This window comes from Teredinibacter turnerae T7901, assembly GCF_000023025.1.
GTDB classification, from domain to species: Bacteria; Pseudomonadota; Gammaproteobacteria; order Pseudomonadales; family Cellvibrionaceae; genus Teredinibacter; species Teredinibacter turnerae_B.
The window spans coordinates 862,928-888,444 of sequence record NC_012997.1; the positions used below are offsets into that span (position 1 = coordinate 862,928).

Consider the following 25,517-nt stretch of genomic DNA (forward strand, 5'->3'; position numbering starts at 1 on the left):
TTCCTCGCCATGCTGTGCGGAAAACTGCGTGAGTGAATGGCTACTCCGGCGTAGCGAAGGAGAGCGTGAAGTCACTCGCCGCGCCGTTTTCCAAGTGGAATGTGAAGTGGCGGGTGACGCCATCTATCGTAATATCTGCGCCGTAGTCACCGTAAAAGCCACGCCCGCTGAATTGGCCGGTGGCGTCGGTGGTGGCATCAAACTCGGAGTCCCAGGTTTGTTGGGTGAGGGTTTTCCACGCGGTAGCCGCCGGTTTCGCTCGCCAGTCGCTGGCGAACATGGCAGCTTTTGGATTCCAGTGGGCACCTTCCCAGAAGCCCCAGAGTTGCACACCTACAGTTGCCGGATGACTGAAGAAAATGGTGAGAAAATCCCGGGTATAGTCGGCCTGCAAGGCTTCGTCATCGGTGGTGATGTCGAACTCAGTGGAACGAATATCCAGGTTTGGAAAAGCGGTGTGGTAGCGCTCGAGAATATCGTAGACCGCGCTTATTGGGGTTAAGGTTTCATCAAAGTGACTCTGCATACCAATGCCGGTGATGGGCGCGTTGTTGTTAACCAGGTAAGCAATCGTATCTTCGAAATGTTGTTGATGGGCAATATTGCGGCCACCGGCAGACAGGATACTGTAGTCGTTAAGGAACAGGCCATGGCTGGGCAGATTCAGGCGTGCGCGGTTGAACCAGTCAACCATCACCGAATCGCCGAAAGCGTCCATCAGATAGTGGTTGTCGTAGGGCTCGTTGAGCACATCCCATTCGTATACATAGTTGCGTGTGGCACTGCCGATATCGTCGATATGGTCGAGTACCTCTTGCTTGATTGATGCGGGGGCGTTTGCCGGGTCGTCCGGCAGTTGCTCTGCAATCAGGTTTGGCAGGTTGCGTTTGGACGGCCACACCATCACGTGACCGCGAGTGTACAGGCCGTTGTCGCGCAGCCACTGTAAGGCGGTTAACGTACTGGTTTTATTGAATCCGTTCCCCCACTCGCCAATCCAGGGGCCCCATTTTAAATCGTTTTCCGGACCGCTTTGGTTGAACATATCGAGCACGGTTTCACGGTAAGTGGCGCTATCAGCGCTGGTGCCGTTAATAATGCTGCCTACGGTGACCGAGCCAAAGTGGTAGGCGTGTTTTTGCAGTTTCACATCCAGGCTGGCACCGCTGGCGGTTTCGCCGTTGGCATCCAGTACGGTGATTGTGAAATCGCCTTTGCGTATTTGTTCGATACGGGTGTTAGCCGCTTCGCGCCAAGTGGCGTCGGGCTCGCGGCCAACATAGGTGGGAGCGGTTGCCGGTAGCAGCGCAATATCGTAGTCGCCGTAGTTTAGTAGTTCTATGCCGGCTAACTCGAATGTCTGCGGCCGATCTCCGCCACCAAATCCGAACTTTAGGGCGAGGTTGCCGGCACTCTGGGCCGTGGTTATGGAGGCGGGCAGGTGGTATTCCTGCCACTCATCTGCGGCAGAAACTTCGCGGTTGAGAAATTTGTCGTAGGTGGTGTTGTCTTCGAGAAACGCGCTTACAAAGCTGGAGCCGGTTTCGTAAGTGTTGGCAATGGAGCGCATATAAAAATGTGCGAGCACCACATCGCCAGCGTTAACGGCAGTGGTAATCGGAAACTGCAGCTGGCCATTCCAAAACACCCCGGTTGGGTTATTCACGGTGATACGAACAGCTTTATCGAACAACTCGTGATCCACATCGACAACCGCACGGGTTCCTACCGCGCCGGTATTGTTGTCGCCATCGCCACCCCAAAAAGACGCGTTTTGCAAGCTTGTGTCGATAATCACCGTGCCGTCGGTTGGCGCCGGCGTGACACTCGGGGTCGGCGTAGGCGTCGGTGATGGAGAGGGGGACGGTGATGGTGCTGCGGTCGGTGTTGGCGTTGGTGTGCCTGGCGCGGGTGTGGAGCTTCCCCCGTCGCTGCCGCCGCAGGCGTTCAGCAGCAGTGCACTGGCAATAAACAATGGGCGTAGGTTTATAACTTTTTGCATGATATTCGCTTTTTTTATTTTATATGAGTATAAAAGTTGATTGGTTTTTTCAATGTGAACTCGACACTAAGAGAGCGGCAATTAAAAAGCAAGGGCCTTTATCTCAGGAGCGCATAAAGGCCGGGAATTTATCGATCAGCGGCTTGGGCAGGTTGAAGCTCACGGGGTGCAACGCGTTTTAAACGAAACACGGAAAACCATGTTGCGCAGCGCCAGAGCCATTCCAGTGGGCCATAGTTGAAGTGCTTTAACCACCATTGGCTCAGAGCAACCTGGAGAGCAATAAAACCGATGCCAGCGATCAGCAATTGCCACTGGTGAAATTCACCGAGCAGGCCGAAACCCCAGCCGTAGAGAATGGCGGTGCCTATAATCGATTGAACAATATAATTGGTGAGCGCCATACGGCCGTACGGAGCCAGCTTTCTCAACCGGCTTTGAGGTTTGCGCAAATAGAGCAACAAAAAGCCGCTAATCAGCAATGCGGTAATCGCAATATTGCCAATGGCCGCAAAATTATATGCAAGGACGAAATGCCAACTGGACATTGTGAAGGGTTTAGGCATAGTCGCGAAGCCTGCCATGCTGACTGCGATCATCACCAGACCTGTGCCCAGCGACCACCAAAACACTTTTTTTAAGTTGCTTTTGTAATCGGGTAACCGGTAAACGATACCGCTGCGCACCAGCCACATCCCCACCAGAAAATAGGCCAGGGTAAAATAGCCACGACCGAAAATTCCAAACTGGTAGTCCAGTTTGCCGGTGTAAATGTAAGGTACATTTAATTTCACTACGTCCCAAAAACTGCCGAATTTAAGTGTGGTTACATAGTGAATTACGGCCGGGGAATCTTCGGCATTTGCACCCGTAATAAATCCTTCCTGGCCGGTGATGGCAAAAAACAGAATACGCCCCGCACCGAGAAACAAAATCGCGCTCATCGCCCACAGCCAGCGGTTGGGCAAGCCATAAAACAACGGCAGGAAAAAGCCTATCAGCACATAAACACCCAAAATATCGCCGCGATAAATTAACGAGTGAATCAGACCAAAGCCGAGCAAAATTGTCAGACGCCATAAAAACCGACCTGAAAAATTGTGCCCCTTGCGCGCGGCGTTACCCATCATAATGGCGAAGCTCATGCCGAACAGCAGCGCGAAAATCGAGTAGAATTTTCCGACGATTAACATAAAATCCAGTAGGCCAATAACCGAGTCGAGGGGGGTGGCGGGTGCCCACCAGTCCAGCTTCGGCCGTGGTGATGCAAGATATTGCTCGAGGATATGCGCGATGACGATGCCGGCGAGCGCGAACCCGCGCAGTGCATCGACAATATCCAGGCGATCTGGGTGAGTCTCGTGGGACATAAACACCTCCGTGTTGTCTTTATTTTTGTGTGTTGAGTATAACGCTCCGAAGGTGAGAAATGCGGGGGGTCGGTATTCAACAGTAGTTGCGCTAGAATGGTCTGAACCGGTGACGAGGAAGCCCCAATGACAACTGCTTATATAACTCACCCAGAGTGCGCGAAACACGACGTTGGCGATGAGCACCCGGAAGCGCCGGAGCGTTTGTCCGCGATCAACGACGCTCTTATTTCGTTGCGCATCATGGACTTTTTGCAGTGTCACGATGCGCGCCCGGCGGAGCGGTCTGCGCTCGCTTTGGCTCATAGTGAGGCACACATCAAGCGTGTTTACGATAAATCTCCGTTGATGGGGCTGCGTCAGTTGGACCCGGACACCTTTATGAATCCCCATTCTCTGGAGGCCGCTTTATTGGGCGTAGGCGCAGTGATGCAGGCGGTGGATCTGGTAATGGCAGGCAAGGTGAAAAACGCATTTTGTTCGGTGCGCCCGCCAGGCCATCACGCTGAACGCGACAAAGCCATGGGGTTTTGCATATTTAACAATATTGCAATTGGCGCATTGCATGCGCTGGAGCATCATGGCCTTAAAAAAGTCGCCATCGTCGATTTCGATGTTCACCACGGCAACGGCACGGAAAATATTTTTCTCCATGACAGCCGGGTGCTGTTTTGCTCCACCTTCCAATCACCGCTTTACCCGGACACTTTTGCCGACAGTGAGCCTGGTCACATTGTCAATGTACCGTTGGAGCCGGGCACCAAAGGTGATTTGTTTCGACAGCAGGTGCGCGAGCGCATCCTGCCAGAATTAGACGCGTTTGAGCCCGAGTTCATTTTTATTTCTGCCGGTTTCGATGCGCATAAACAAGATCCACTGGCGCATCTTTCTCTATTGGAAGACGATTACCGTTGGATTACACATCAGCTGCTGGACGTCGCAGAAAAACACGCAGGGCGTCGTGTGGTATCGGCGTTGGAAGGTGGTTACAACCTGGAGGCGCTGGCGACCTCTGTGTGCGCTCATGTGGGTTGCCTCGCGGGCCTACATCACGCTGGATAATAATAATGAAAAAACTTCTTGAGCTAGGCGCGCTGCTGGCGCGTCTACCGGCTGTAGATTATCAACCGGCGCGTGCGCGCCACCTCACAGGCTTCGTTACAGACATCGTTAACGTATTTTTTCTCGTGGGGCTGCTGGCCCTCTGCCGAGGCTCGCTGGCAATTGCTGAACCTGTGCAACAAATCACATTGGGCAACGGTGTTGTCTCGCTACAAGTAACGCCCGATATTGGCGGTAGAGTGCTCGGTGTCTCCTTGACCGACCGGCAGAATTTGTTGCGAGTGGGCACCGAAGAATTAGCTCGTGGGGTGCCGGAAGTGAAAGCGGATGATCGAGCCTACAGCTATTTTGGCCATATTGTGTGGAATGGCCCGCAGTCAGACTGGTGGAAATTTCAAACAGTGAACCCACAGCGCCGCGCGCAAAAGGCGCAGTGGCCACCCGACCCGTTCAACGTATTGGCGCGCAACGAGATTGTTGCTCATACGGCGGAGTCGCTGGTGCTGCAGAGTCCGCCGAGTGCATTAACAGGCTTGGCTATGCGCAAGGTTTTTCGCTTGCCGGCTAAACACAAAAATAGCGTTGAGCTGATGGTCGACGCGCAAAACGCGCAGCCAGAAGGATCTGTTGCATGGGATCTCTGGTTTAACACGCGGGTATCTGCAGCAAGCAAGGTGCTGGTGCCGGTGGCCAGCGAACAACAGGTCCGGGTACAGCAACCGTTTTACCCAAAGCAACAGGACCCAATTGCCTATACTGTTGCAGAGGGCACGCTGGTGCTTAATCAGCTTGCGGCGACTGCACCGTCGCGTAAGCGCGTCGGCAAACTTTTTATCACTCCTGATGCGCCCTGGATGGCGTCGTTCTCGCAAGGCCAGGTTTTACTTATTCAGTACCCATCGGTGCCGTCAGCGGATATTCACCCTGAGCACAGCCTGGTGGAACTGTATATGGATTTTGACGGCGACGATTTCGCCGCGGGCTTGATCGAAATGGAAGTCCACAGCGCCTACCGCGAACTGGCTCCCGGCACCACTCTCACCAGCAGGGAGCGCTGGACGGTACTACCGTACACGGGGCAGATGACGCCCGCTGCGATGCGGGCGTTCGTCGACGCGGCCCTGCAAACGCTTCCCGCGCTTTAATCTTTCGAATTTACCGCTTCTCTGGCGTTCAATATCTATGCAAAGTCAACACGCTCTCAGCGCGCTATTACACGAGCACTTTAGTGGCGACCTGCCAGCCAACGGTCTGGTGCTTACCCCGAATGAGCGGTTGAGCCGTTTTGTGCAAACCAGTTATGGCGACTTTCAGCGCGCACAGGGCAAAACCGCTTTCGCGAATCTCCGGTGTCGCTCCTACCAGGGCTGGCTGCAGGATCTCTGGCAGCGGCTGACGCTGGACGGCCGCCATCCGCGATCGGCACAGGTGTTGATGACGCAGCAGCAGGAAATGTTGCTGTGGGAAACGGTGATCACCAGCCACCCGGATACGCCACCGCTGCTTAACAGCGTCGCCACCGCAAAAAACGCGCAGGACGCATGGCGGCTGGTATGCGAGTGGGCCTTGCCCGTCGACAGTTTCGAGACAGACGAGCTTTTGCAAAGCCACCAGTTGTTCCTTGCCTGGGTGGCGGCATTTCACGAACAGTGCCAGCAGCGTGGATTGTTAACCTTCAGTGAGTTGAGCGGTGTTATCTGCGATGCCCTGACGCACAGCGATCCTGCGGCCGCCGTTGCCACTTGGCGCCTGCCGAACCAGATAGTGATGTACGGTTTCGACGATCAGGCCCCTGCGCTGCTGCAGTTGCTGGAGGCGCTGACCGGGTGCGGTTGCCAGTTGATTCATGTGGCAGAGCCCGAACCGACTCCGCAGGTGAGTTTGTGCAGTTTCAGCGATCCGCAGGCGGAGCTGGAGAGCGTCGCCACTTGGTGTTACCAGGCGATCGCCGCGCAGCCGGTACAACAGATTGGGGTAGTGATCCCGGATCTCAGCGCGCGACGGGCCGAAGTCGAGCGCCATTTCAACCGGGTATTCGACCCGCACGGTATTTTGCCCACAACCCCGCAACACGCCCCCGGCTTCAATATGTCGGCGGGCCAGCCATTGGCGCAGGTGCCTGTTATGCAGGCGGCGCTGCAGGCGCTTCAGCTCAATCGCGCGCGGCTCGAGCTGGAAACCGCAAGTGCTTTGCTGCTGTCGCCTTTTCTGGGAATACAGTCCGAACTGGCGGCGCGCGCGCTGCTGGATGTGCGTCTTCGTGAGCAGGGCGAACTCAGTCCTTCGCGCCAGTTGTTGCGCACCAGCGCAGCGGAATTTTGTGACGATGAGGGGCTGCCCCTGTGCGAACACTGGTATCACGCGCTGGACGACTTCGATAAGCTCGCCAAACAGTATGGCCCCAGCGCGCGCTTGCCGAGCGAATGGCTGCCCGTTTTTATGGCGCAATTGCAGTGCCTCGGCTGGCCGGGGGATCGCACCTTGGATACCCTGGAGTATCAGCAGGTGCAGGTGTGGCAAACCTGTCTGGATGAGTTTGCCGCGCTCGATGTGGTTACCGCGCCCATGGCCTGGAGCGAGGCGTTGAGTCTGCTGCGGCGGTTGCTGCAACAGCGCAGTTTCCAGCCGCAAACGCGGATTTCGCCGGTGCAGATACTCGGCAGTCTGGAGGCGGCCGGGTTGCCCTTCGATCAGCTCTGGGTCATGGGCCTGGACGACGAGGCCTGGCCGCCCGCGCCGTCACCCAATCCGCTGTTGCCGCTCGCGGTGCAGGTCGCGCACAACACACCGCAGAGTTCGGCTGAGCGGGAGTTTCGCTACGCGCGCAATCTGACCCAGCGCTGGCTGGCGAGCGCATCGCAGGTCACGTTCAGTTACGCCGCGACCAGAGACGACAAACAGCTGCAGCCCAGCCCCTTGGTACAGGCGTTTGCGCAAACCCGCGAGGCCGTCCCCCTGTTCACCGCGTGGGAGCAATTGCAGTGGCAAAGCCGTGAAATGGAGTCGATTGAGGACACAAACGCGGGCGGGGTTGCCGAGGTGCAACGCATTCGCGGCGGTGCGGCTATTTTGCGCGATCAGGCGGCGTGCCCGTTTCAGGCGTTTGCCCGCCATCGCCTGCGCGCCAGCGAGGTACCGGAGGTGGTACTCGGCCTGGATGCCGCTGAACGCGGTAATTTGCTACATCACGCGATGGAAATTGTCTGGCGCAAGCTCGGCGATCAGGCGGGCTTACTGGCGCAGTCGAACGAGCGTTTGCTCGCCCTGGTGGATGAAGCCATTGCCGATGCGCTGCGCGATATCCGCCGCAAAAGCTTTGTCGGTTTCCGCTTTGTGGAGCTGGAAACCCGGCGTCTGGCCGGGCTTGTCTGCGCCTGGCTGGAACTGGAAAAAAAGCGCGCGCCCTTTACCGTGGTGTTTAACGAAAGCCGCAAAGATCTCACCCTGGCAGGCCTGCCTTTAAGTGTTCGCTACGATCGGGTGGATGCGTTGGCCGATGGCGGTCTGTTTGTTATCGACTACAAAACCGGGTTGACCGCGGTGAAATCCTGGGAGGGTGAGCGGCCGGATCAGCCCCAGGTCCCGCTATACGCCATTGCCAACCGCGAGAAGGTTGTCGCGGCGGCGTTTGCGCAAATTAACTCCCGCGAAATCGCTCTCAAAGGTCTGGCGGATGTGCCTGATGTGGCGCCCGGCCTCAAGCACCCAGCGGACAGCGGTCTCGATCTGCCCGGGGTATGGAAAGATCTGCTTGCCCAGTGGCAACAAACCCTGGAGCAGCTGGCGAGTGACTTTTTAGCCGGTGAGGCCGCGGTTGCACCCAAGGTTCCAGGCTCCACCTGCCGCTATTGTGAGTTGAAAGGGTTTTGTCGTATCCGCAGTGTGACCGACGATGAGGAGGATACGCCATGATTATTGCCGACAGTACCGAACGGCGCACTGCACTTGAACCGGACCAATCGTTTATCTGCGAAGCCCCCGCTGGCAGCGGTAAAACCGAATTGCTGACGCAGCGCTATCTGGTGTTGCTCGCCCGGGTGCGCCGTCCGGAAGAAATTCTGGCGATTACTTTCACGCGCAAAGCGACTGGCGAAATGCGTGAGCGGGTCCTGCATGCATTGCATCTTGGCCGCGGCCCGGAGCCGGAGGAGGCCCACCGCCAGCTTACCTGGCAACTGGCGCGGGCCGTTCTGGCCGCTGATCAACAGCATCAGTGGCAGTTGCTGGACAATCCCAATCGCCTGCAAATCAAAACCTTCGACAGCCTGTGCAGCTCCCTGACCCGCCAGTTGCCAATGGAGTCGTCGTTTGGCAGCCAGCCGCAGATTACCGACGACAGTGCGGAGCTTTACCGCAGCGCCGTGCATGCGCTGCTGGGCACGCTGGAGGAAGACAGTGCATGGGCGGTAGCGCTGGGTGTGGTGCTGGATTTTCTCGACAACCGCTTCGACCGCTTCGAGGCGCTGATGGGCCAGTTGCTCGCCAAGCGCGAGCAGTGGCTGCCGCTGTTGGGCGGGAGGCCAGACGGTGCGCCGATTCGTGAGTTGCTGAGTGAACACTTTGCCACGGTGGTGTACGAAACCATCGACGCGGTGGTAGCGCGGATTCCGCCAGCCCTGCAGGCGCAGTGGGTGGAACTGGCCGCCTACGGCGCGGCGAATGTGCGCGCGGCGGGCAAGGCGTCTGCGCTGTCCGCCTGCATCGACATTGATCTCGATGAGAGCCGTCAGCTGCCGGATGCGGACGCGTTGCCGCAATGGCTGGGTTTAATCGAACTGGTGTTCACCCAAAAGCAGGAGTGGCGCAAGAGCGTTACGGTGGCGCAGGGGTTTCCGCCGGGCAAGGGCGCGGATAAAAAAGCCTGTGATGCGCGCAAGCAGCAACTCAAAGCCCTGATTGCCGAGCTGCAGTCGGTGCCGGGGCTGGACGATCAGCTCGCCGATATTTTGCAGCTGCCCGCTGCGGATGTGGACGACAGCCAATGGCAATTACTGGACGCCCTGTTCACGGTGTTGCCGATGTTGTCGGCGCAGTTAACCCTGGTGTTCAAAGAGCTGAACCGGGTGGATTTTACGGAGGTCAGTCTCGCGGCGCGGCGGGCGCTGGGCAGTGCGGAGTCGCCGAGTCAACTGGCGATGAAAATGGACTATCGCCTGTCGCATATTCTGGTGGACGAGTTTCAGGATACCTCGGCCGCTCAAGTAGAACTGTTAAACCAGCTAACCGCAGGTTGGGTTCCAGACGACGGTCGCACCCTGTTTTGTGTCGGCGATGCAATGCAATCCATCTATGCCTTTCGCGGCGCGAATGTCGGCTTGTTCCTGAATGCGCGGGAGCAAGGGCTCGAGAATGTCCCGCTCAGATGCCTGCGGTTGACGGCGAATTTTCGCTCACAGGCCGGGGTTGTGCACTGGGTCAACAAGGTTTTTGCCCAGTCTTTCCCGGCCCAACATAGCGCCAGTCACGGTGCGGTGGCCTACGCGGCATCCACCGTGGTAAACCCCGAGCTGCCGGGCGATGCGGTGCGCTTGCACGGTTTTATAGACGATGGTGCGGGCGCGCGCGAAGCGGCTCAGGTGCTGGATATCATTTTGTCGGCCAGAGCTGAACAACCGGACGCCAAAATTGCGGTGCTGGTGCGCAGCCGCTCGGCGCTGGCAGCGATTGTTCCCGCGCTGCAAGGCGCGGGGTTGCGGTATCGAGCGGTGGATCTGGAGCCGCTGGCGGAAACGCCCGCAGTGCAGGACCTGCTGAGCTTGACCCGCGCATTGCTGCACCCGGCGGACCGGGTCGCATGGCTTGCCGTATTGCGGGCGCCCTGGTGTGGGTTGGCGCTTACTGACCTCGACGCGCTTTGCCGCCCGCAGGAGAGCAAGCTTGTGCCGACCGTACTTGAGCAATGTGAGTATGCGCTCGCCGACAACTGTTTGAGCGAGTCTGGTGCTGCGCGTTTAGCGCGGGTATTACCACTGCTGAGCGCGGCAAGCGAGCAGCGGTTGCGCAAGACGTTTCGCGCCTGGGTAGAAGGCTGCTGGCTGGCGCTGGGTGGGGGTGCCTCTTTGCCCGGAGCGGCGAGCCTGGAGAATGCACGCATGTTCTTCCGGTTGTTGGAAAAGTGGGAATACGCCAGCGATTTGCCCGCCTATCGGGTGTTGGCAAATGCGGTAAACCAACTTTATGCGGCACCCGACCCTGAGGCGGATGACAGCCTGCAGTTGATGACGGTGCATAAATCCAAGGGCTTGCAGTTTGATGTGGTGATTGTGCCGGGGCTGGCGAAGCGCGGTAACAGTCGCAGCGACGATTTAATGTTATGGCAGGAGCGCTTAAACCGCGATGGTGAATCGCAACTGCTGATGGCGCCTTTAACCCGCGCATCTGGCGGAGACCGGCATGCGAACTATCAGCATCTGGCTGCAGAAGCCGGTAAAAAGATGGATCTGGAAACTTGCCGACTTCTATATGTAGCCTGTACCCGGGCCCGGCAGCGTTTGCATTTGTGCTTCGCGACCGCGGAAAACAGCAAGAATCCTCAGGAATTGCGGGCGCCAAGTTCCTCCAGTATGTTGGCCAGTATTTGGCAGGCTGTGGTGTTGCAGGTGCAGCGTTACCCGGCACCGGAGATTGAACCGTCCGCCACTGAGTCCTGGGTGGCGCCGCCGCTGCAGCGTTTTGTGGCCCATTGGACACCGCCGCTGGTTGAGCGGGAGAATCTGCTGTTAGGGTTTATTCCCCCATACGACTACGACGAAGCCCAAAACCGACCCGAGCTGGAATGGCAAAGTGTAGCCAACCGCGCCAGTCGCCACTTGGGTACCCTGGTGCATCGCTACTTGCAAATCATCTCTGAGCAGGGGCTTGAACACTGGTCGCGCACGCGGGTTCACGCGTGTGCGCCAGCGATGGCTGCCGGGCTGCGGGAGCTGGGTGTCGCGCCGGCGCTGGTGCCGCAACTGACTGAACGCGCGGGGCGGCATTTGGCACGTATTCTCGACGATGAGCGAGGGCGGGCTATACTTTCCAATGATTATCGTTTTCACGCGAGTGAGTATTCGCTAACTCTGGTTACCCGCAGTGGTCCGCAACAATTGGTGGTGGACCGGGTCTATACCGACGCGGCGGGTGTGACTTGGATTGTCGATTACAAAACAGCTGAGCCCGCCGAACATGAGGCGTTGGATGCGTTTTTCCGCAGTCAGCAGGAACTTTACCAACCGAAAATGCGGCTTTACCGGGCTGCGCTGTTACAGGCCGGATTTTCCCAGGTGAGGCTCGCACTTTACTTTCCCACTCTGGCTGAATGGCTTGAGCTGAGTGAGTTATAATCCCCCGCTTTTCCCTAACCCAGATGTTGATTTGCGCGCTATGAGCAAAATGTCCCACAAACTATTCGCCTGTTGGTTGCTGTTGTTGGCCAGCGATGGCTTTGCCAGCATTACCGATGTTTTTAAGGATGAGGATGGCCACACCAAGTGGCAACATCTGGCTAATTTTTCTGCCGGGTTGCTGATCACCCTGCTGACTATCACCCTGGTTTTTCTGGCCATCAGTTATCGCAATGCCTGGCGGGTGAACCGCGAGCTGACAGAGATTAAGAAAAATCTGGAAGAGCGGGTTCGGGAGCGCACGGCGAATCTGGCGACAACCAACAGCAAGTTGGAAGCGGAGATTGCGGAGCACCGGGAAACCACTCAGCGCTTGGTGGCATCGGAGAGCTATATCAAAAGTATTCTCGATTCCATGCCCTTGATGTTGATTGGCTTAAACAAGGAAATGGCGATCACCCAGTGGAACCCGGCGGCAGAAAAAATCACCGGTGCCAAGAGCGATATGGTTTTGGGGAAAAACCTGTGGGAAGCCTACCCCACGATTACCCTCACGCCCGAGCAGCTGAAAGAGGTGCTCGACAGTGGCAGCAACCGGGTGATTCAGCACAGTCAACGCGGCCAGTACTATTTCGATATCACGCTCTACGCGCTGCAGGGTAACGATGAAGTGGGTATCGTGATTTTGCTGGACGATGTGACCAAGCGAGTGAAAACCGAAAATCGCATGATCGAGCTGGACAAAATGGCGTCGATGGGCGAATTGGCGGCAACCATGGCGCAGGATATCGACACGCCTTTGCAGCGCATCAGCCAGTCACTTGGGCAGGTTTATGCGCTGGCAAAATCCGACGACCCGGATGCATTGGCACGGGAGCATTGCAAAACACTGAAGCACTGCCTGGAGACGGCCCTGGAAAGCAGTGAATATGCGTCGGCCATTGTAAATAACCTGGCGGATTTCGCGCTGCATCAGGGTGGCAGCGCGCAGCTTGTGAATGTGCCCGAAGTGCTCGAGCACACGATCGAACTGGCAGGCAAGGTGATCTCAGAGCCCAACGGTTTGAAGTTTCGGGATATTCCATTACACCTGCAAGTTGAAGAAAAACTGAGTTCTGCGCCCTGTCGCATTGCCGAGTTGCAGCAGGTGTTTCTCGGTATATTCCGCCATGCCTGTTACGCGTTGGGGCGCTGCACACGCGACGGTTTTAGCCCGCTGATTACGGTGGACGTTACTGAGTTTTACGACTCGATCTGGATCAAGATAAATCACAACGGTGTTGGTTTAACGCCGGAAGAACAAATTAATATCTTTGAGCCTTATTTCCTGAATAACCCGGACGCCAGCGCCGGGCTGGGTACGCAACGGCTTTCGTTCGCGTACTTTTCGATTACCGAGCACCATCATGGCCAGATGGCGGTAACCTCAGACATTGATGTGGGCACCACCTTCCATGTGCAGTTGCAGGTTAAAAAATAGCGAACGGCTTTTGCTCTGCCGGAATTAGGCGAGCAAAAAGAAAAAAGGCATCCACCAGGGGATGCCTTTTTTTATGCCTGACGCTCCTGTGCGGGCCACCGCTGGCACGGCGGCCCCAAGGGCTATGGATTGCGGCGCAAGTCCAGCGTGTGTGGGTACTCGCCGGCGGGTTCTTCTGGCGGTGGTGCCATTGGTCGCGGTGGATTGCGATCGGTGAAAAACTCGCGCAGTGCATCCAGGTCCGGGCGCGGGGTAAACGGCCCTGGGGTGTGGCTGAGGGTGTCGAAGCGGTTGACCCGGCGGCTTTCCGCCTCGAACGCATTGACCGGGAAGGTTTCGTAGCTGCGGCCACCCGGGTGAGACACATGATAGGTGCAACCGCCAATGGAGCGGCCGTTCCAGGTGTCCACCAGATCGAACACTAGCGGCGTATTAACGCCAATAGTGGGGTGGAGCGCGGAGGGTGGCTGCCAGGCGCGATACCGTACCCCGGCCACAAATTCTCCCTGCACGCCGGTGTTGCGCAACGGCACGCGGCGCCCGTTACAGGCCAGCACATAGCGGTTGTCGGTCATACCGCTCACTTTTACTTGAACCCGTTCTACCGAGGAGTCCACGTAGCGGGAGGTTCCAAAGCTGCTGATTTCTTCGCCAAGCACATGCCAGGGCTCTATCGCCCAGCGAATTTCGATTTCGATATCGTTGAGTTTTACGCGGCCGTAATGGGGGAAGCGGAACTCTTCAAACGGCAACAACCACTCTTCGCGGAAGGGGTAGCCGCGCTCATTGAGCTCGCTAACCACCTCTTTGATATCGCTCCAGATATAGTGCGGCAGCATGTGGCGGTCGTGCAGCAGGGTACCCCAGCGCACCAGCGGCTGGCGGTAGGGCTCGCGCCAGAACCGGGCTACCAGGGCGCGTATCAACAGGAATTGCACCAGGGCCATGCGGCTGTGGGGCGGCATTTCAAAGCCGCGGAATTCCAGGATACCCAGGCGCCCGCTGGCAGAATCGGGCGAATAGAGTTTGTCGATACAAAACTCGGCCCGGTGAGTGTTACCAGTAATGTCGATCAGCAGGTTGCGCATAATGCGGTCGACCAGCCAGGGCTGAGCCACTTCGCCTTCGGGCATTTGCTTGAACGCCACTTCCATTTCGTAGAGCATTTCGTCGCGGCCTTCGTCAGCGCGCGGCGCCTGGCTGGTGGGGCCGATAAATGCACCGGAAAACAGGTAGGACAAACTCGGGTGATGTTGCCAGTAAGTCACCATACTGCGCAGTAAATCCGGGCGTCGCAGCAAGGGGCTGTCGGCGGGTGTCGCGCCGCCGAGGGTGACGTGGTTGCCGCCACCCGTGCCGGTGTGGCGACCATCGAGCATGAACTTTTCTGTACCCAGTCGCGATTGGCGCGCGGCTTCGTAAAGTTCTTCGGTGGTGGCAACCAGCTCGTCCCAGTTGTTCGCGGGATGAATATTAACTTCAATAACGCCTGGATCTGGCGTCACTAACAGCTTGACCAGTCGCGGGTCGCGCGGTGGCTCATAACCTTCGATCACCACCGGAATATCCAGTTGCTCGGCAACAGTGGATATGGCTGCAATAAGGTTCACGTAGGCATCGAGCGTTTGCAGTGGTGGTAAAAATAAATGTAACCGGCCTTCGCGGGCTTCAAAGCAAAGTGCCGTGCGGAATACATCGAAATATTCGGTGACCGTGTCCGACCCCGGTGCTTTTTTCAGCTTTTTCTGTGGCGATTGCGCCTGCGGTGGGGCAACGAATGTCATGTCGCCTGGTTTTGACAGGGGTGCGCGCGGCGCGAAGGGGTCGTATTCCAGATCCGGTTCGCGGTCTTTCTTTTCGACCCACGGCAGCGATTCCAATGGCAGCCGCAAGCCCAGGGGCGAATCGCCGGGAACTGCTACGATGCGTTCGCGGCGCATTTCCCACTTGCTGGAAAACCAGCCGCCGCCATTCCAGTTCCAGCCCAGCGGCAGCACGAAGCCGGCGGGTTTATCGAAGCCTTTTTCCAGCAGCCGCATCAGGCGCTTGCGAGATAGCGAACTTTTCATCGCCTCGCCAGCTTCGGCATCGATATTGACGGGCAGACTCTGTTCCTGCAGCAGGTAGTGCAGGCTGTCTTCAAACACCGGCTGGGCAAAGTCGTGGTTAAGCCCGAGCAGTTCAGTCAGTGCCAGGGCGAATTGCTGCGCGGTTTTAACATCGTGGCCGTAGCTCTTGTCTACGCGGGCCAGGGTTTTCGGGTTGCTCCACAGCGACTCGCCGTCTTTGCGCCAGAACAGCCCCAGCGCCCAGCGGGGCAGTTCCTCGCCCGGGTACCATTTACCCTGGCCGTAATGCAGCATGCCGTTGGGAGCAAAGTGTTCGCGCAAACGCAGCAACAGATTCTTGGCGAGGCGCAGCTTGTCCGCGCCGAGGGCGGCGGTGTTCCATTGTGCGGATTCCATATCGTCGATGGAAACAAAGGTGGGTTCGCCGCCCATGGTCAGGCGCACGTCGTTCTGGTTTAACTCGTCGTCCACAGCGCGGCCGAGGGCGAGCACTTCCTGCCATTGATCATCGGTATAGGGTTTGGTTACCCGCGGGTCTTCCAGTATGCGTGCAACTTCGTTTTCGTAGTTGAACTCGACTTCGCACTTGTCGGTAAAACCGCTAATTGGCGCGGCGGAGACCGGGTCCGGTGTGCAGGCGAGGGGAATATGTCCTTCACTTGCGAATAACCCGGACGTTGGGTCCAGCCCCACCCAGCCTGCGCCGGGCAGATAGACTTCGCACCACGCGTGTAAGTCGGTGAAATCGTGTTCGGTACCGGAGGGACCGTCGAGCGATTTGGTATCGGGTTTGAGCTGCACCAGATAACCGGAGGCGAAGCGAGCGGCAAGCCCCAGGTGGCGTAACAACTGCACCATCAACCAGCCGGTATCGCGACAGGAGCCCAGGGCTTTTTTCAGGGTTTCTTCCGGCTCCTGTACACCGGGCTCGAGCCGAATGGTGTACTCAATCAGTTGTTCGAGGCGCTGGTTTACGTCCACGAGAAAATCGATGGTGCGCTTTTTCTCCAGCGGAATACTCTTCACCAGTTCATCAAACAGGGGGCCGCCCGGTTTCTTTTCCAGGTAGGGTTGTAGCTCTTTTAATTCCTGCGCGCTGTACTTAAACGGAAACTCTTCGGCGGACTCTTCGAGGAAAAAGTCGAACGGGTTGATCACCGTCATGTCCGCCTGAACTTCCACTTCCACGGAGAACTCATTGGTTCGCTCCGGGAATACGATGCGCGCAAGATAATTGCCGAACGCGTCTTGTTGCCAGTTCAGGAAATGCGTTTCCGGCTTGATTTTCATGCTGTAGGCGCGAATCGGTGTGCGGCTGTGTGGCGCCGGACGAAGCCGAATCACGTGCGGTGAGAGGTTCACCAAACGATCGAATTTATAGTACGTATTATGGTGAATAGCTACACGTATCGTCATTGGAATGCACGCTATTGTTGGAGGTTAATCGGCGGAAACAACCTGGTTTTTAATGGAGCTCAGGAAACCAGGTTGCAGCGATATGGGTGTGGATACTGGCCAGTTCGGTCTGCAAGTCGTTGAGGTAGTCGCGCAGGGGTTCACCCAATTCTTCGTAGTCCACATCGTCGAATATGGTGGACTGATTTTCTTTCAGTATCGCGACAATTTCTTTAGAGCGGGGCAAACGCTCTGCGGAATCAATAATGGCATCCAGGCAGTGGGCGATAGTGCGCGGGAAGCTCAGGTCTTCCAATAAATAATACACCACCCCATCGCCGGTAACCGCAGAGCGGGTGGTCTGGCGGTAAGATTGGGTAGCGCCCAAAGACCGCAACACAGCGCCCCAGATAATTTGTCGGCTGTTGACTGCCGCATCTTCCTCTACTACCTGCAGCACAGCGGCAACCCCAGCATCCAAAATACGGGTGGTCATATCGGCGCGCTCCAAATTGCGGCCGAGACGCAAAAAATCCCACGCGGGGTCGTGGGGCATGGTGCCGTACAGCAAACCTAGAATTTGTTGGCAGCCTTTAATTACGCCATCTAAAAATTCGTGACGGCCCTTGCGGTTAACGCCCAACTGGATGTTTTCAGTTACGTATAAGTTGAGTTCGTTGGTTAACTCCCAGGTGTCTTCCGGCACAACATCGCGGGTGGTGCGCACATTCTCGCGAATGGCGCGCAGCGAAGACAGGATCGAACTGGAAGTAGTGTCATCGGCGAGGAGAAATTTAACGACGTTGCGCTCGTCCTGCACTTTAAAACGATCGGCAAACTCCTTCTGCGCACTGTTAATGGTAATCAGGTTGTACCAGCCAAAATTGACCGACCGGGGCAGGTCGAACATCAGATTGTCGTAAACTCGAATCAGGCGCGCTGTATTTTCCACTCGTTCCAGGTAACGGGCTGTCCAGTAAACGCGCTCTGCGACTTTAGAAAGCATGAAGTGCACTCCACAATGGTTTGAACTGTTGGATTCGGTTGCTGTGTTATTGTTTAACGAATTCAGCTTTCAACAATCCAGGTATCTTTACTGCCGCCGCCCTGTGACGAGTTCACCACCAGCGAGCCTTTTCTCATTGCCACCCGAGTGAGACCACCTTTGGTCACATAGGTGTCTTTAGCTTGCAAAATAAATGGGCGCAAATCCAGGTGGCGCGGTTCCAATTCGTTTTTCCCCACGATGGTAGGCGCGGTGGATAGTTTGAGAGTAGGTTGCGCAATATAGTTGCGCGGATTCGCTTTAATCAGCTCGGCAAAAGTTTCGCGATCTTTTTTGGTGGAATGCGGCCCCACCAGCATGCCGTAGCCACCGGATTCGTTGGCGGGCTTGACCACCAGTTTGTCCAGGTTGGCGAGTACATATTCGCGCTGTTTGTCGTCGTAGCAAAGAAAGGTTTCCACGTTGGGAATTAACGGGTCTTCATCCAAATAATATTTGATGACCTGGGGGACAAACGCATAGATCACCTTGTCGTCGGCAACGCCTGCGCCGGGCGCATTCGCCAGAGCGACGTTACCTTTGCGCCAGGCGCGCATAAGGCCGGGCACCCCGAGAACCGACTCTTTATTAAAAACTTCCGGATCGAGGAATAAATCGTCGATACGGCGATAAATCACGTCCACCTGCTCGAGACCGGAAATGGTTTTCATAAAGACTGAGTCGTCTTGTACCACCAGATCACTGCCTTCAACGAGCTCAACCCCCATTTGCTGCGCCAGGAAGGCATGTTCGAAATAGGCTGAGTTAAAGATACCGGGGGTCAAAACGACGATGACCGGCTTTTTAAGTTTGCGCGGAGAAAGGGACGCGAGTGTGTCAAATAGGCGCGCGGGGTATTCATCGACGCGCGCGATATCGACCTTTTCGAAAAGCTCGGGCAGTACACGCTTTGTTATTGCCCTGTTTTCGAGCATGTATGATACACCAGAGGGCACTCGAAGATTGTCTTCCAGAACATAGAATTCGCCGTCGTCTGCACGCACCAAGTCGGTGCCGCAAATATGCGCCCAAACCCCAAATGCGGGCTTAAAGCCTTCGCACTCTTTGCGGTAGTTCTTGGATTGCTTGAGGACGAACTCGGGGATGATGCCGTCCTTGATAATTTTTTGCTCGTGGTAAAGGTCGTTGATAAACAGGTTAAGTGCTGTCAACCGTTGCTTGAGACCGGCTTCGGCGATGTCCCACTGCTTGGCTGCGATGGGGCGGGGAATAATATCGAAAGGCCATGCACGGTCGATGTTTCCTTCTTCGGTATAGACGGTGAAGGAAACGCCCATTTCCTTGATGGTGCTGTCTGCGGCTTGTTTGCGGTCTGCTATATCTTCTTCACTGAAGGACTTAAGTTGTGCGACAAGTTTCTGTGCAGGACGCCGGGCATTGCCGGCACTACTCATAACTTCATCGTAAAACTCACCGGAAGAGTAGTCTTTCCAGTTAATTGCCATGGTGCTCACCCATTTTTTTAGTCGTTATATGTTACTGCATTTGGCGGAGTTTATCGCCTCTCCATTTCCGCTGATTTGGAGAGATAAAAGGCGCCGGCAAACAATTCTAAGCACACATCGCGCCAGATAAAATTGATCGGGGAGAGCTGAAGTTGAAAAGTTTTTGAAGTTAGAAGCCGAACCTCGGACGACGCATTTATTATTGTTTTTAACGCCCCGGTCACCGTTTTGGCGTTGCTTGCGCGGCCAATGGAAAAGAACGAGCTCGGTGTCGATCGCTGTGCTTTGCTGTAGACAAATTCCTGCGGAGAATCTGTTTGCTGCTGTCCATTTAACGGGTCACCGAGGTGTCGGCGGATGCAATTTAAAACCATGGGGCGCTGGCATGGAAATTATTGCGCGCCAATTTATATGATCCGTTTCAAATTGAAGGGTATTACTCCATTTAAAACAGCCGTTAGTTCTGTTAGGCGGTACCGTTAGACGTTGTGGGTGTGAACCGGATCGTTTGGCGCTTGTGTCGTGGTTCCGAACTGTGTCTGCAAGGTGATTTTGAGCAGAGTGCCCGAATTGCGAGAAGAGAAAGGGGAGTTGGCGCTTCTCGCGCCAACTACAGAGCGAAACAGGTGACTGTTTAACGCGGGAGGTTAAATGACGCCTAAAGATCGCATTTCCCGTCGTCGGGCAATAAATGCTCGAAACGCTCGTCTGTCAGGGTGCGTAAAAAACATTCCAGGTTCTCTATGTCCGTGTCGCTGAGTTTTCGCCCATCGAGTAATTCAGCTTCTGCAATGTTGGCGTCGACTTCGGGATTTTCCCAAGCCAGGCCGGTTTCCGGGTTAAGTGTGTGCTCCGATTCTGGCTGAAAGTGATCGTAGAATTCCAGCACGGTAGTCAGCTCGCGGAATACCCCATTGTGCATATAGGGCGCCGTGATGGCGACGTTGCGCAGTGTCGGTACTTTAAATTTGCCTTCCTCTGAACTTGCGGTGATATCGGGGTGGTCCAGTAATCCATGGTCAACGAATGTCAGGTCTTGACCGCTTGTTTCGCGACTTGCCGTATTCGCAGGCACGCCAATATTGTGATATTCGTAGCCGGTGAAGGTTTCCCCTGCCTGCCCTGTTGGGCGAAGCTGATGGCAGGTAGCGCAATTGGTAAATTGCTGAGAGAAAAACAGCGCCTTGCCTGCGGCCGCTTTGGAGATGGGGCTGTAGGTGTATTCGCCACGCAGGGATTTATCGTATTTGGAATCGAAGCTGGCGAAGGCGTCGGTACGCTCGAAGGCTTCAATCGCGTCTGCCATGGCTTGATAGGTTGCTGCGGGATCATCGAATACGGTGTCACCGAACAGAAAATTAAAGGCGGCCAGGTATTCATCATTTTCTTTTAGCCGTTCCACCACGGAAGCTTCATCCTCCATCCCCATTTCAACCGGATTGACCGGGGGCCCTTTGGCCTGGTCCGCTAGACCAGCGGCTCTGCCATCCAAAAATTGTCCGCCAAGTGGGCCTTCGTAATCCGACTGCTCGCTGTTCAACCTTGCGCGATTTCCCTGTGTGGTAAATTCAGGCGCAAACGCCGCGTAGGCGGCCGTGGGTGTGTTGCGATCGCCGAGAGAGACACCGTCGTCGCCCAGCGAGGTTGCGCGCACCTGGCTATCCGGACCAGTCCGATTATCGGCAAAGGCGTGTTCGGGGACATGGCAGGTAGCACACGCCTGGCTGCGGTTAGCCGATAGGTTAACGTCGTGAAATAAAGCTTCACCGAGCTTTTCGCGCGTGTTGAGTGTGAGCATGACACCGCTGGAGCTGCTGCTTGACGTCGAGCTACTGCCGGGCGCGGATGGTGTGGAGGTTGAACCGGAACTGCCGCCGCACGCTTGAAGTGCAGCAACGACGGCTAGAACGCTCAGTGTTTTTTTCATGATGCCAACCTCATTGGTACCTGACGGGAAGTTAGATTGCTTGAAAGTGCCGAGGGAATATAGTTGGGGGCGAATGTAGCATAGTGACCCAACTCGGGCGTGCAGAATAAAGGGGTTTATAGACTCAAATCAATTTCTAAGACATAAAGTAATTGCAAATCATTATCACTTTGCCTAGCATCAACGCTCTTCACCTAAACCCCTGCAGTCGTAAGGCCAAAAATCTCGGCAGAAATTATGACCGAGAGCGCAGTATGTACAGTGATTCGTACAAGGCTGTGTACAGGGGGTTGATTAATCCGCTTTACATCTGGGGCCCAAGCAATGCTTTCATTTCGCAAACTCGCTATATCCTCTGCTGTTGTTCTGCTCGCCGCATGTGGCGGCGGAGGCAGCAGCTCGTCCGACTCAGGCAGTTCCTCCTCTTCCAGCAGCTCCTCCAGCAGCAGCTCATCTGGCGGTGAGTTCAGCCTAGAAAATGCGCGCAAAGTGCTGAATACCAATGCTGACATCGCGTTTGCTGCCTACAGTGATTCGGTAGATACATCAAAAGCGCTGCAAACCGCCATTGCTACATTTAAAGCGGAGCCGACGCAAGCGAATCTGGATGCAGCCAAGATTGCCTGGCTGGTATCACGTGAACCATATGGTCAAACCGAGGTTTATCGGTTCCGCCTCAGCCCGATTGATTCCACCGATTACCAGAACGAAGATGGCCCTGAAGGCGATATCAATGCCTGGCCACTGGGCGAAGCACTGATCGACTATACCGTCTCCGGCTCCGATTTTGGCGCGGACCAAACCGAGGTCAGTTCCGCCTACCCAACTATTGGCTATCCACAAGAGAACATCATCAATTCGGATGTCGCAATTGATGACGCATTATTTGCCGCTGTGGCCGACGTTGGCGATGAACGGGGAGTAATTTCCGGTTACCACGCAATTGAGTTTATGTTGTGGGGCCAAGACCTGAACACCGACGGTAGCGCCGATACGGAAGATGATCGCGAAATGTCCACTGGCGGCAACATTCTGAACTCTGGTGGCCACCGTCCACTGAGCGATTTCACCACCGATGCTAATGCCGCTCGTCGTATGCAGTTTATGGAGGTGGTCGCCGCCAAGTTGGTCGCCGATCTGGAAGCTGTGCGTGATGGCTGGGCTGTTGGTTCCAGTTATCGTACTGCGTTCACAACAGTCAATACCGAAACCCAGGCGGTAAACCGCATGGCAGAAATTCTGTTTGGCATGGGGACCTTGTCCACCGCCGAGTTGGCGGGCGAGCGCATGCAGATCGCGTTCAGCTCCGGTTCGCAGGAAGATGAGCACAGTTGTTTTTCCGACAACACCCACCGCGATGTGTGGCTGGATGCTGAGGGTGTCTCCAATAGCTACTACGGTGTTTACGCCGGTTACGACAGCGACCTGGATGGCACCGACGATGTGACAACGCGAGCGGTAAATGGTTACGGCATTGACGACTACCTGAATGAATCTGGCAACAGCGCGCTGGACGATAAAGTCAGCACCGCGCTCAGCGTCACTGCCACCAACTACGAAGCGATCGACGCTTCTGCGCGGGCGGGAACGCCATTCGATAACTTGATAATGGATGAGGCGCGGGCCAGCGATAACCCTGTTGCTAAAACCATTCTTTCACTGACTGAGCAAACACTGCGTTTTGCTGAAATCGCGGTGGCAATTGGTTACGACGGTTCAGTAGTGGATGAAGGTGCAACGGATTGTGATACCACCAAACCAGACCAAACTTGTGATTAATGGCGTTGTTACACAAGTTATTGATGGCCAGGCCGCTCACCTGCTGCGGGTGGGCTCTGGCAGTCGTTCTGTCATTGGGGGCCTGCACACCGGCGCCCGATGTTCCTCTGGAGTCCGCCGCTGAGCGCACTCCAGCGGGTGCGGCTACCGCGCCTGCACAACCTTTCCCTTCGTTCGATGTCCCCCTCCCCAATTTGCCAGAATCGGCTCGTATGAACTTCTTCGCCGGCAAGGCGTTGGCGGAGCAACCTTGGGTAAAAGCACCCACTGCGACCACGGCTCGTGACGGTCTCGGCCCCTTGTATAACGCACGTACCTGTATGTTTTGCCACGTCCGTGGGGGGCGCGGCCGCATTCCCGAGCAAGGTGATGAGTTGTTGATACAGGGTATACTGCGTCTCAGCCTCGACCACGGCAAATATGATCAATCCATGGGTGTGATACCGCACCCGGCCTATGGGGATCAGTTGCAAACTCAGTCCATCTCTCTCGCACACCAGCTGCGTCACTTAGCGTCTTCGAGCCTTGAACACTCGGTAGCGCCCGAGGCGTATATCTACGTGGATTGGCAAGAAGAAACCTTCCGCTACCCGGATGGCGAGACGGCTCAATTACGTCAGCCCAGAGCGCGCATCGACAAATTGCGCTATGGCTCACTCGACAACGCCCGCACCAGCCTGCGCAATGCGCCGCCGATGCTGGGTGTGGGGTTGCTCGAAGCTGTGCCGGAGGCGTCGATACTGGCGCGGGAAGACCCGCAGGACAATGATAAAGACGGAATCTCCGGGCGTGCAAATCGGGTTTGGGACCCGCAAACCAACAGCATGCAACTGGGGCGTTTCGGCTGGAAAGCGAACCGCGCGGACTTACCGGTTACGGTGGCGGCGGCATTTGTGAATGATGTCGGTATCACCAATCCGATTTTTTCGGATCAGCCATGTACCGCGCAACAAACTGCGTGTCTAGCCGCTCCTTCGGGCAACGACGAAAACGGCCATGAACTGCCGCAATCGCTGCTGGATCTGGTTGTGTTATTTTCCCGCAACTTGGCGGTACCCGCCCGCCGAGCACCGCAAGATGCGGACGTATTGCGCGGAAGAACACAGTTTTATCAAACCGGTTGCCAGGGTTGCCATCAGCCGGACTATGTGACTGGCTCCGGTATCGCCGACCACCTCGCGAATCAGCACATATGGCCTTACACCGATCTGCTGCTGCATGATATGGGCGAGAACCTGGCGGATCAACGCAGCGATTTTTCTGCCTCTGGGCGCGAATGGCGAACGCCACCGCTTTGGGGGGTGGGCGTTAGCGCGTTGGTGAATGGCAGCGGACAACTTTTGCACGACGGTCGCGCCCGCAGTGTGGAGGAGGCGATTCTGTGGCACGGAGGAGAAGCTGCAGCGGTGCGCGAAACCTTTATTAACCTGCCGCAGTTACAGCGCCAGGCGTTGATTAAATTTGTGGAGTCACTGTGAACAGACGTCAGTTGTTGCGGCTTTCTGCCCTTGCCTTTGGCGGCCTTAATCTGCCTTCCTGGGCTTTGCCTGCAAAGCCGCCGGAGGAAGTCATCCTCTCGGCACAAGGCAAGAACGACTTCGGGCTCGGCTGGATGGACGAACCTGGATTGCCCGCAGGGCGTATTCAAACCGGGTTTCGCGGACACCAGGTGATTGGCATTGGCCACAATCGTATTTTGATGGTTGCCCGGCGGCCCGGCCGCACCCTCGCCGTGGCTGATCTCGCAACCCGCGAGTTGATCCTGTCAGTTGACTGCCCCGCAAATCGCGTTTTAGCCGGCCACGCCTGCGTCAGCCCAGATGGTCGTACCCTGTTCACAACGGAAGCGGACGAAAAAGATGGTGCAGGGTACATCGGCATGTATCGAGCAGATACTTTGGCGCGCACCGGCGAGTTTTCCAGTGGTGGTATTGGGCCACACCAACTTGCCTTTATGCCTGATGGTCGCACGCTGGTAGTGGCTAATGGTGGGCTTCACACTCGCGCCGAGACCGGCAAAAAAGTACTTAACCTGGCAACAATGAAGCCGAACCTTACCTATCTGGACGCGCAGACGGGCGCGGTGCAGGAGCAACAGTATTTGGCTGAAGCCAAAGCGGGTATTCGGCACCTGGCGGTAACTGCAACAGGCGATGTGGTGTTCGCGACTCAGCTGCAGCGCGCGGCTATGGATAACACCGACGTAAACCCTCTCGGTTGGCTGCACCGGCGTGGCGAGTCGCCGCGCGCCTGTTCTGCTCCAGTAAACCTGTGGGCGGCAATGGACGATTACGCGGGTAGCGTGGCAGTGAATTCGCGGCACGCGACTGCAGGCATTACCAGCCCACGCGGCGATATTGCGTGCTTTTTTCGGATAGGTGATGGCGCGTTGGCAGGTTATCATCGCTTTCACGATGTGTGTGGAATCGCCAGCACCAGCGACGATTCCGCCTTTATCCTCAGCAACTCCCAAGGCCTGGTGCGCGTTATTGATGCCGCGACACTAAAAGAGCTGCCGGAGCGCCGCCAGACTTACACCGGTTGGCAGTGGGATAATCACCTTTCGGTTATGACGCTTTAAGGAATTTAACCAGACC

General features: G+C 56.2%; 14 protein-coding genes. 8 read left to right on the forward strand and 6 right to left on the reverse strand.

Going from position 1 to position 25,517, the window contains the following annotated elements; translation table 11 throughout:
• Positions 1 to 40: 40 nt before the first annotated feature.
• Entirely contained in the window at positions 41 to 2,002 is a 1,962-nt protein-coding gene (locus tag TERTU_RS03550) for an endo-1,4-beta-xylanase (protein WP_041590046.1), read from the reverse strand.
• A gap of 128 nt (positions 2,003 to 2,130) precedes the next feature.
• A complete protein-coding gene (locus tag TERTU_RS03555; RefSeq protein ID WP_015818943.1) occupies positions 2,131 to 3,372 on the reverse strand; it encodes a DUF418 domain-containing protein in 1,242 nt (413 codons plus the stop codon).
• 126 nt (positions 3,373 to 3,498) lie between these two features.
• Between TERTU_RS03555 and TERTU_RS03560 the strand changes: the two genes are divergently transcribed.
• The 5 genes from TERTU_RS03560 to TERTU_RS03580 are packed head-to-tail and all read left to right on the forward strand — an operon-like array spanning position 3,499 to position 13,239.
• Positions 3,499 to 4,434, forward strand: a complete 936-nt coding sequence (locus TERTU_RS03560; protein ID WP_015819325.1) for a histone deacetylase family protein — start codon at positions 3,499 to 3,501, stop codon at positions 4,432 to 4,434.
• 5 nt (positions 4,435 to 4,439) lie between these two features.
• On the forward strand, positions 4,440 to 5,579 hold the full coding sequence (locus TERTU_RS03565; protein ID WP_015818639.1) for a DUF4380 domain-containing protein: 1,140 nt from the start codon (positions 4,440 to 4,442) through the stop codon (positions 5,577 to 5,579).
• A gap of 37 nt (positions 5,580 to 5,616) precedes the next feature.
• A complete protein-coding gene (locus TERTU_RS03570; protein ID WP_015819477.1) occupies positions 5,617 to 8,346 on the forward strand; it encodes a PD-(D/E)XK nuclease family protein in 2,730 nt (909 codons plus the stop codon).
• The gene (locus TERTU_RS03575; protein ID WP_015819776.1) at positions 8,343 to 11,759 is read left to right on the forward strand and encodes a UvrD-helicase domain-containing protein; all 3,417 of its coding nucleotides are present in this window, start codon (positions 8,343 to 8,345) and stop codon (positions 11,757 to 11,759) included. Before TERTU_RS03570 ends, TERTU_RS03575 begins: the two co-directional genes overlap by 4 nt.
• Before the next feature lie 49 nt (positions 11,760 to 11,808).
• Positions 11,809 to 13,239, forward strand: coding sequence for a two-component system sensor histidine kinase NtrB (locus tag TERTU_RS03580; RefSeq protein WP_228378258.1), 1,431 nt, complete (start codon positions 11,809 to 11,811; stop codon positions 13,237 to 13,239).
• A 122-nt stretch (positions 13,240 to 13,361) separates the two neighbouring features.
• Here TERTU_RS03580 and TERTU_RS03585 read toward each other — a convergent pair whose 3' ends face one another.
• The 4 genes from TERTU_RS03585 to TERTU_RS03605 form a co-directional block, all read right to left on the reverse strand.
• Complete coding sequence (locus TERTU_RS03585; protein ID WP_015817440.1) at positions 13,362 to 16,724, reverse strand: transglutaminase family protein; 3,363 nt, start codon at positions 16,722 to 16,724, stop codon at positions 13,362 to 13,364.
• Positions 16,725 to 16,773: 49 nt separating this feature from the next.
• A complete protein-coding gene (locus tag TERTU_RS03590; protein WP_015819850.1) occupies positions 16,774 to 17,709 on the reverse strand; it encodes an alpha-E domain-containing protein in 936 nt (311 codons plus the stop codon).
• Between the two features lie 62 nt (positions 17,710 to 17,771).
• Complete coding sequence (locus TERTU_RS03595) at positions 17,772 to 19,214, reverse strand: circularly permuted type 2 ATP-grasp protein (protein ID WP_015818347.1); 1,443 nt, start codon at positions 19,212 to 19,214, stop codon at positions 17,772 to 17,774.
• A gap of 658 nt (positions 19,215 to 19,872) precedes the next feature.
• Positions 19,873 to 21,141, reverse strand: coding sequence for a cytochrome-c peroxidase (locus TERTU_RS03605; RefSeq protein WP_015820331.1), 1,269 nt, complete (start codon positions 21,139 to 21,141; stop codon positions 19,873 to 19,875).
• A 324-nt stretch (positions 21,142 to 21,465) separates the two neighbouring features.
• Here TERTU_RS03605 and TERTU_RS03610 point away from each other — a divergent pair, with 324 nt between their 5' ends.
• Genes TERTU_RS03610 through TERTU_RS03620 form a run of 3 tightly spaced genes read left to right on the forward strand, consistent with a single transcriptional unit; the run spans position 21,466 to position 25,501 of the window.
• Positions 21,466 to 22,920 (forward strand): imelysin family protein, encoded by a 1,455-nt coding sequence (locus tag TERTU_RS03610; protein ID WP_015817886.1) that lies wholly within the window; start codon positions 21,466 to 21,468, stop codon positions 22,918 to 22,920.
• A 23-nt stretch (positions 22,921 to 22,943) separates the two neighbouring features.
• The gene (locus TERTU_RS03615; protein WP_228378259.1) at positions 22,944 to 24,398 is read left to right on the forward strand and encodes a di-heme oxidoreductase family protein; all 1,455 of its coding nucleotides are present in this window, start codon (positions 22,944 to 22,946) and stop codon (positions 24,396 to 24,398) included.
• Positions 24,395 to 25,501 (forward strand): DUF1513 domain-containing protein, encoded by a 1,107-nt coding sequence (locus TERTU_RS03620; RefSeq protein WP_015818939.1) that lies wholly within the window; start codon positions 24,395 to 24,397, stop codon positions 25,499 to 25,501. Before TERTU_RS03615 ends, TERTU_RS03620 begins: the two co-directional genes overlap by 4 nt.
• The last annotated feature ends 16 nt before the right edge of the window (positions 25,502 to 25,517 follow it).

Bases quoted from the DNA above. Each gene is read 5' to 3' on its own strand.
- TERTU_RS03585 (WP_015817440.1), bottom strand. From the start codon at position 16,724: ATGACGATACGTGTAGCTATTCACCATAATACGTACTATAAATTCGAT.
- TERTU_RS03560 (WP_015819325.1), top strand. From the start codon at position 3,499: ATGACAACTGCTTATATAACTCACCCAGAGTGCGCGAAACACGACGTT.
- TERTU_RS03570 (WP_015819477.1), top strand. From the start codon at position 5,617: ATGCAAAGTCAACACGCTCTCAGCGCGCTATTACACGAGCACTTTAGT.
- TERTU_RS03580 (WP_228378258.1), top strand. From the start codon at position 11,809: ATGTCCCACAAACTATTCGCCTGTTGGTTGCTGTTGTTGGCCAGCGAT.
- TERTU_RS03610 (WP_015817886.1), top strand. From the start codon at position 21,466: ATGCTTTCATTTCGCAAACTCGCTATATCCTCTGCTGTTGTTCTGCTC.
- TERTU_RS03555 (WP_015818943.1), bottom strand. From the start codon at position 3,372: ATGTCCCACGAGACTCACCCAGATCGCCTGGATATTGTCGATGCACTG.
- TERTU_RS03590 (WP_015819850.1), bottom strand. From the start codon at position 17,709: ATGCTTTCTAAAGTCGCAGAGCGCGTTTACTGGACAGCCCGTTACCTG.
- TERTU_RS03615 (WP_228378259.1), top strand. From the start codon at position 22,944: ATGGCCAGGCCGCTCACCTGCTGCGGGTGGGCTCTGGCAGTCGTTCTG.
- TERTU_RS03575 (WP_015819776.1), top strand. From the start codon at position 8,343: ATGATTATTGCCGACAGTACCGAACGGCGCACTGCACTTGAACCGGAC.
- TERTU_RS03550 (WP_041590046.1), bottom strand. From the start codon at position 2,002: ATGCAAAAAGTTATAAACCTACGCCCATTGTTTATTGCCAGTGCACTG.
- TERTU_RS03605 (WP_015820331.1), bottom strand. From the start codon at position 21,141: ATGAAAAAAACACTGAGCGTTCTAGCCGTCGTTGCTGCACTTCAAGCG.
- TERTU_RS03595 (WP_015818347.1), bottom strand. From the start codon at position 19,214: ATGGCAATTAACTGGAAAGACTACTCTTCCGGTGAGTTTTACGATGAA.
- TERTU_RS03565 (WP_015818639.1), top strand. From the start codon at position 4,440: ATGAAAAAACTTCTTGAGCTAGGCGCGCTGCTGGCGCGTCTACCGGCT.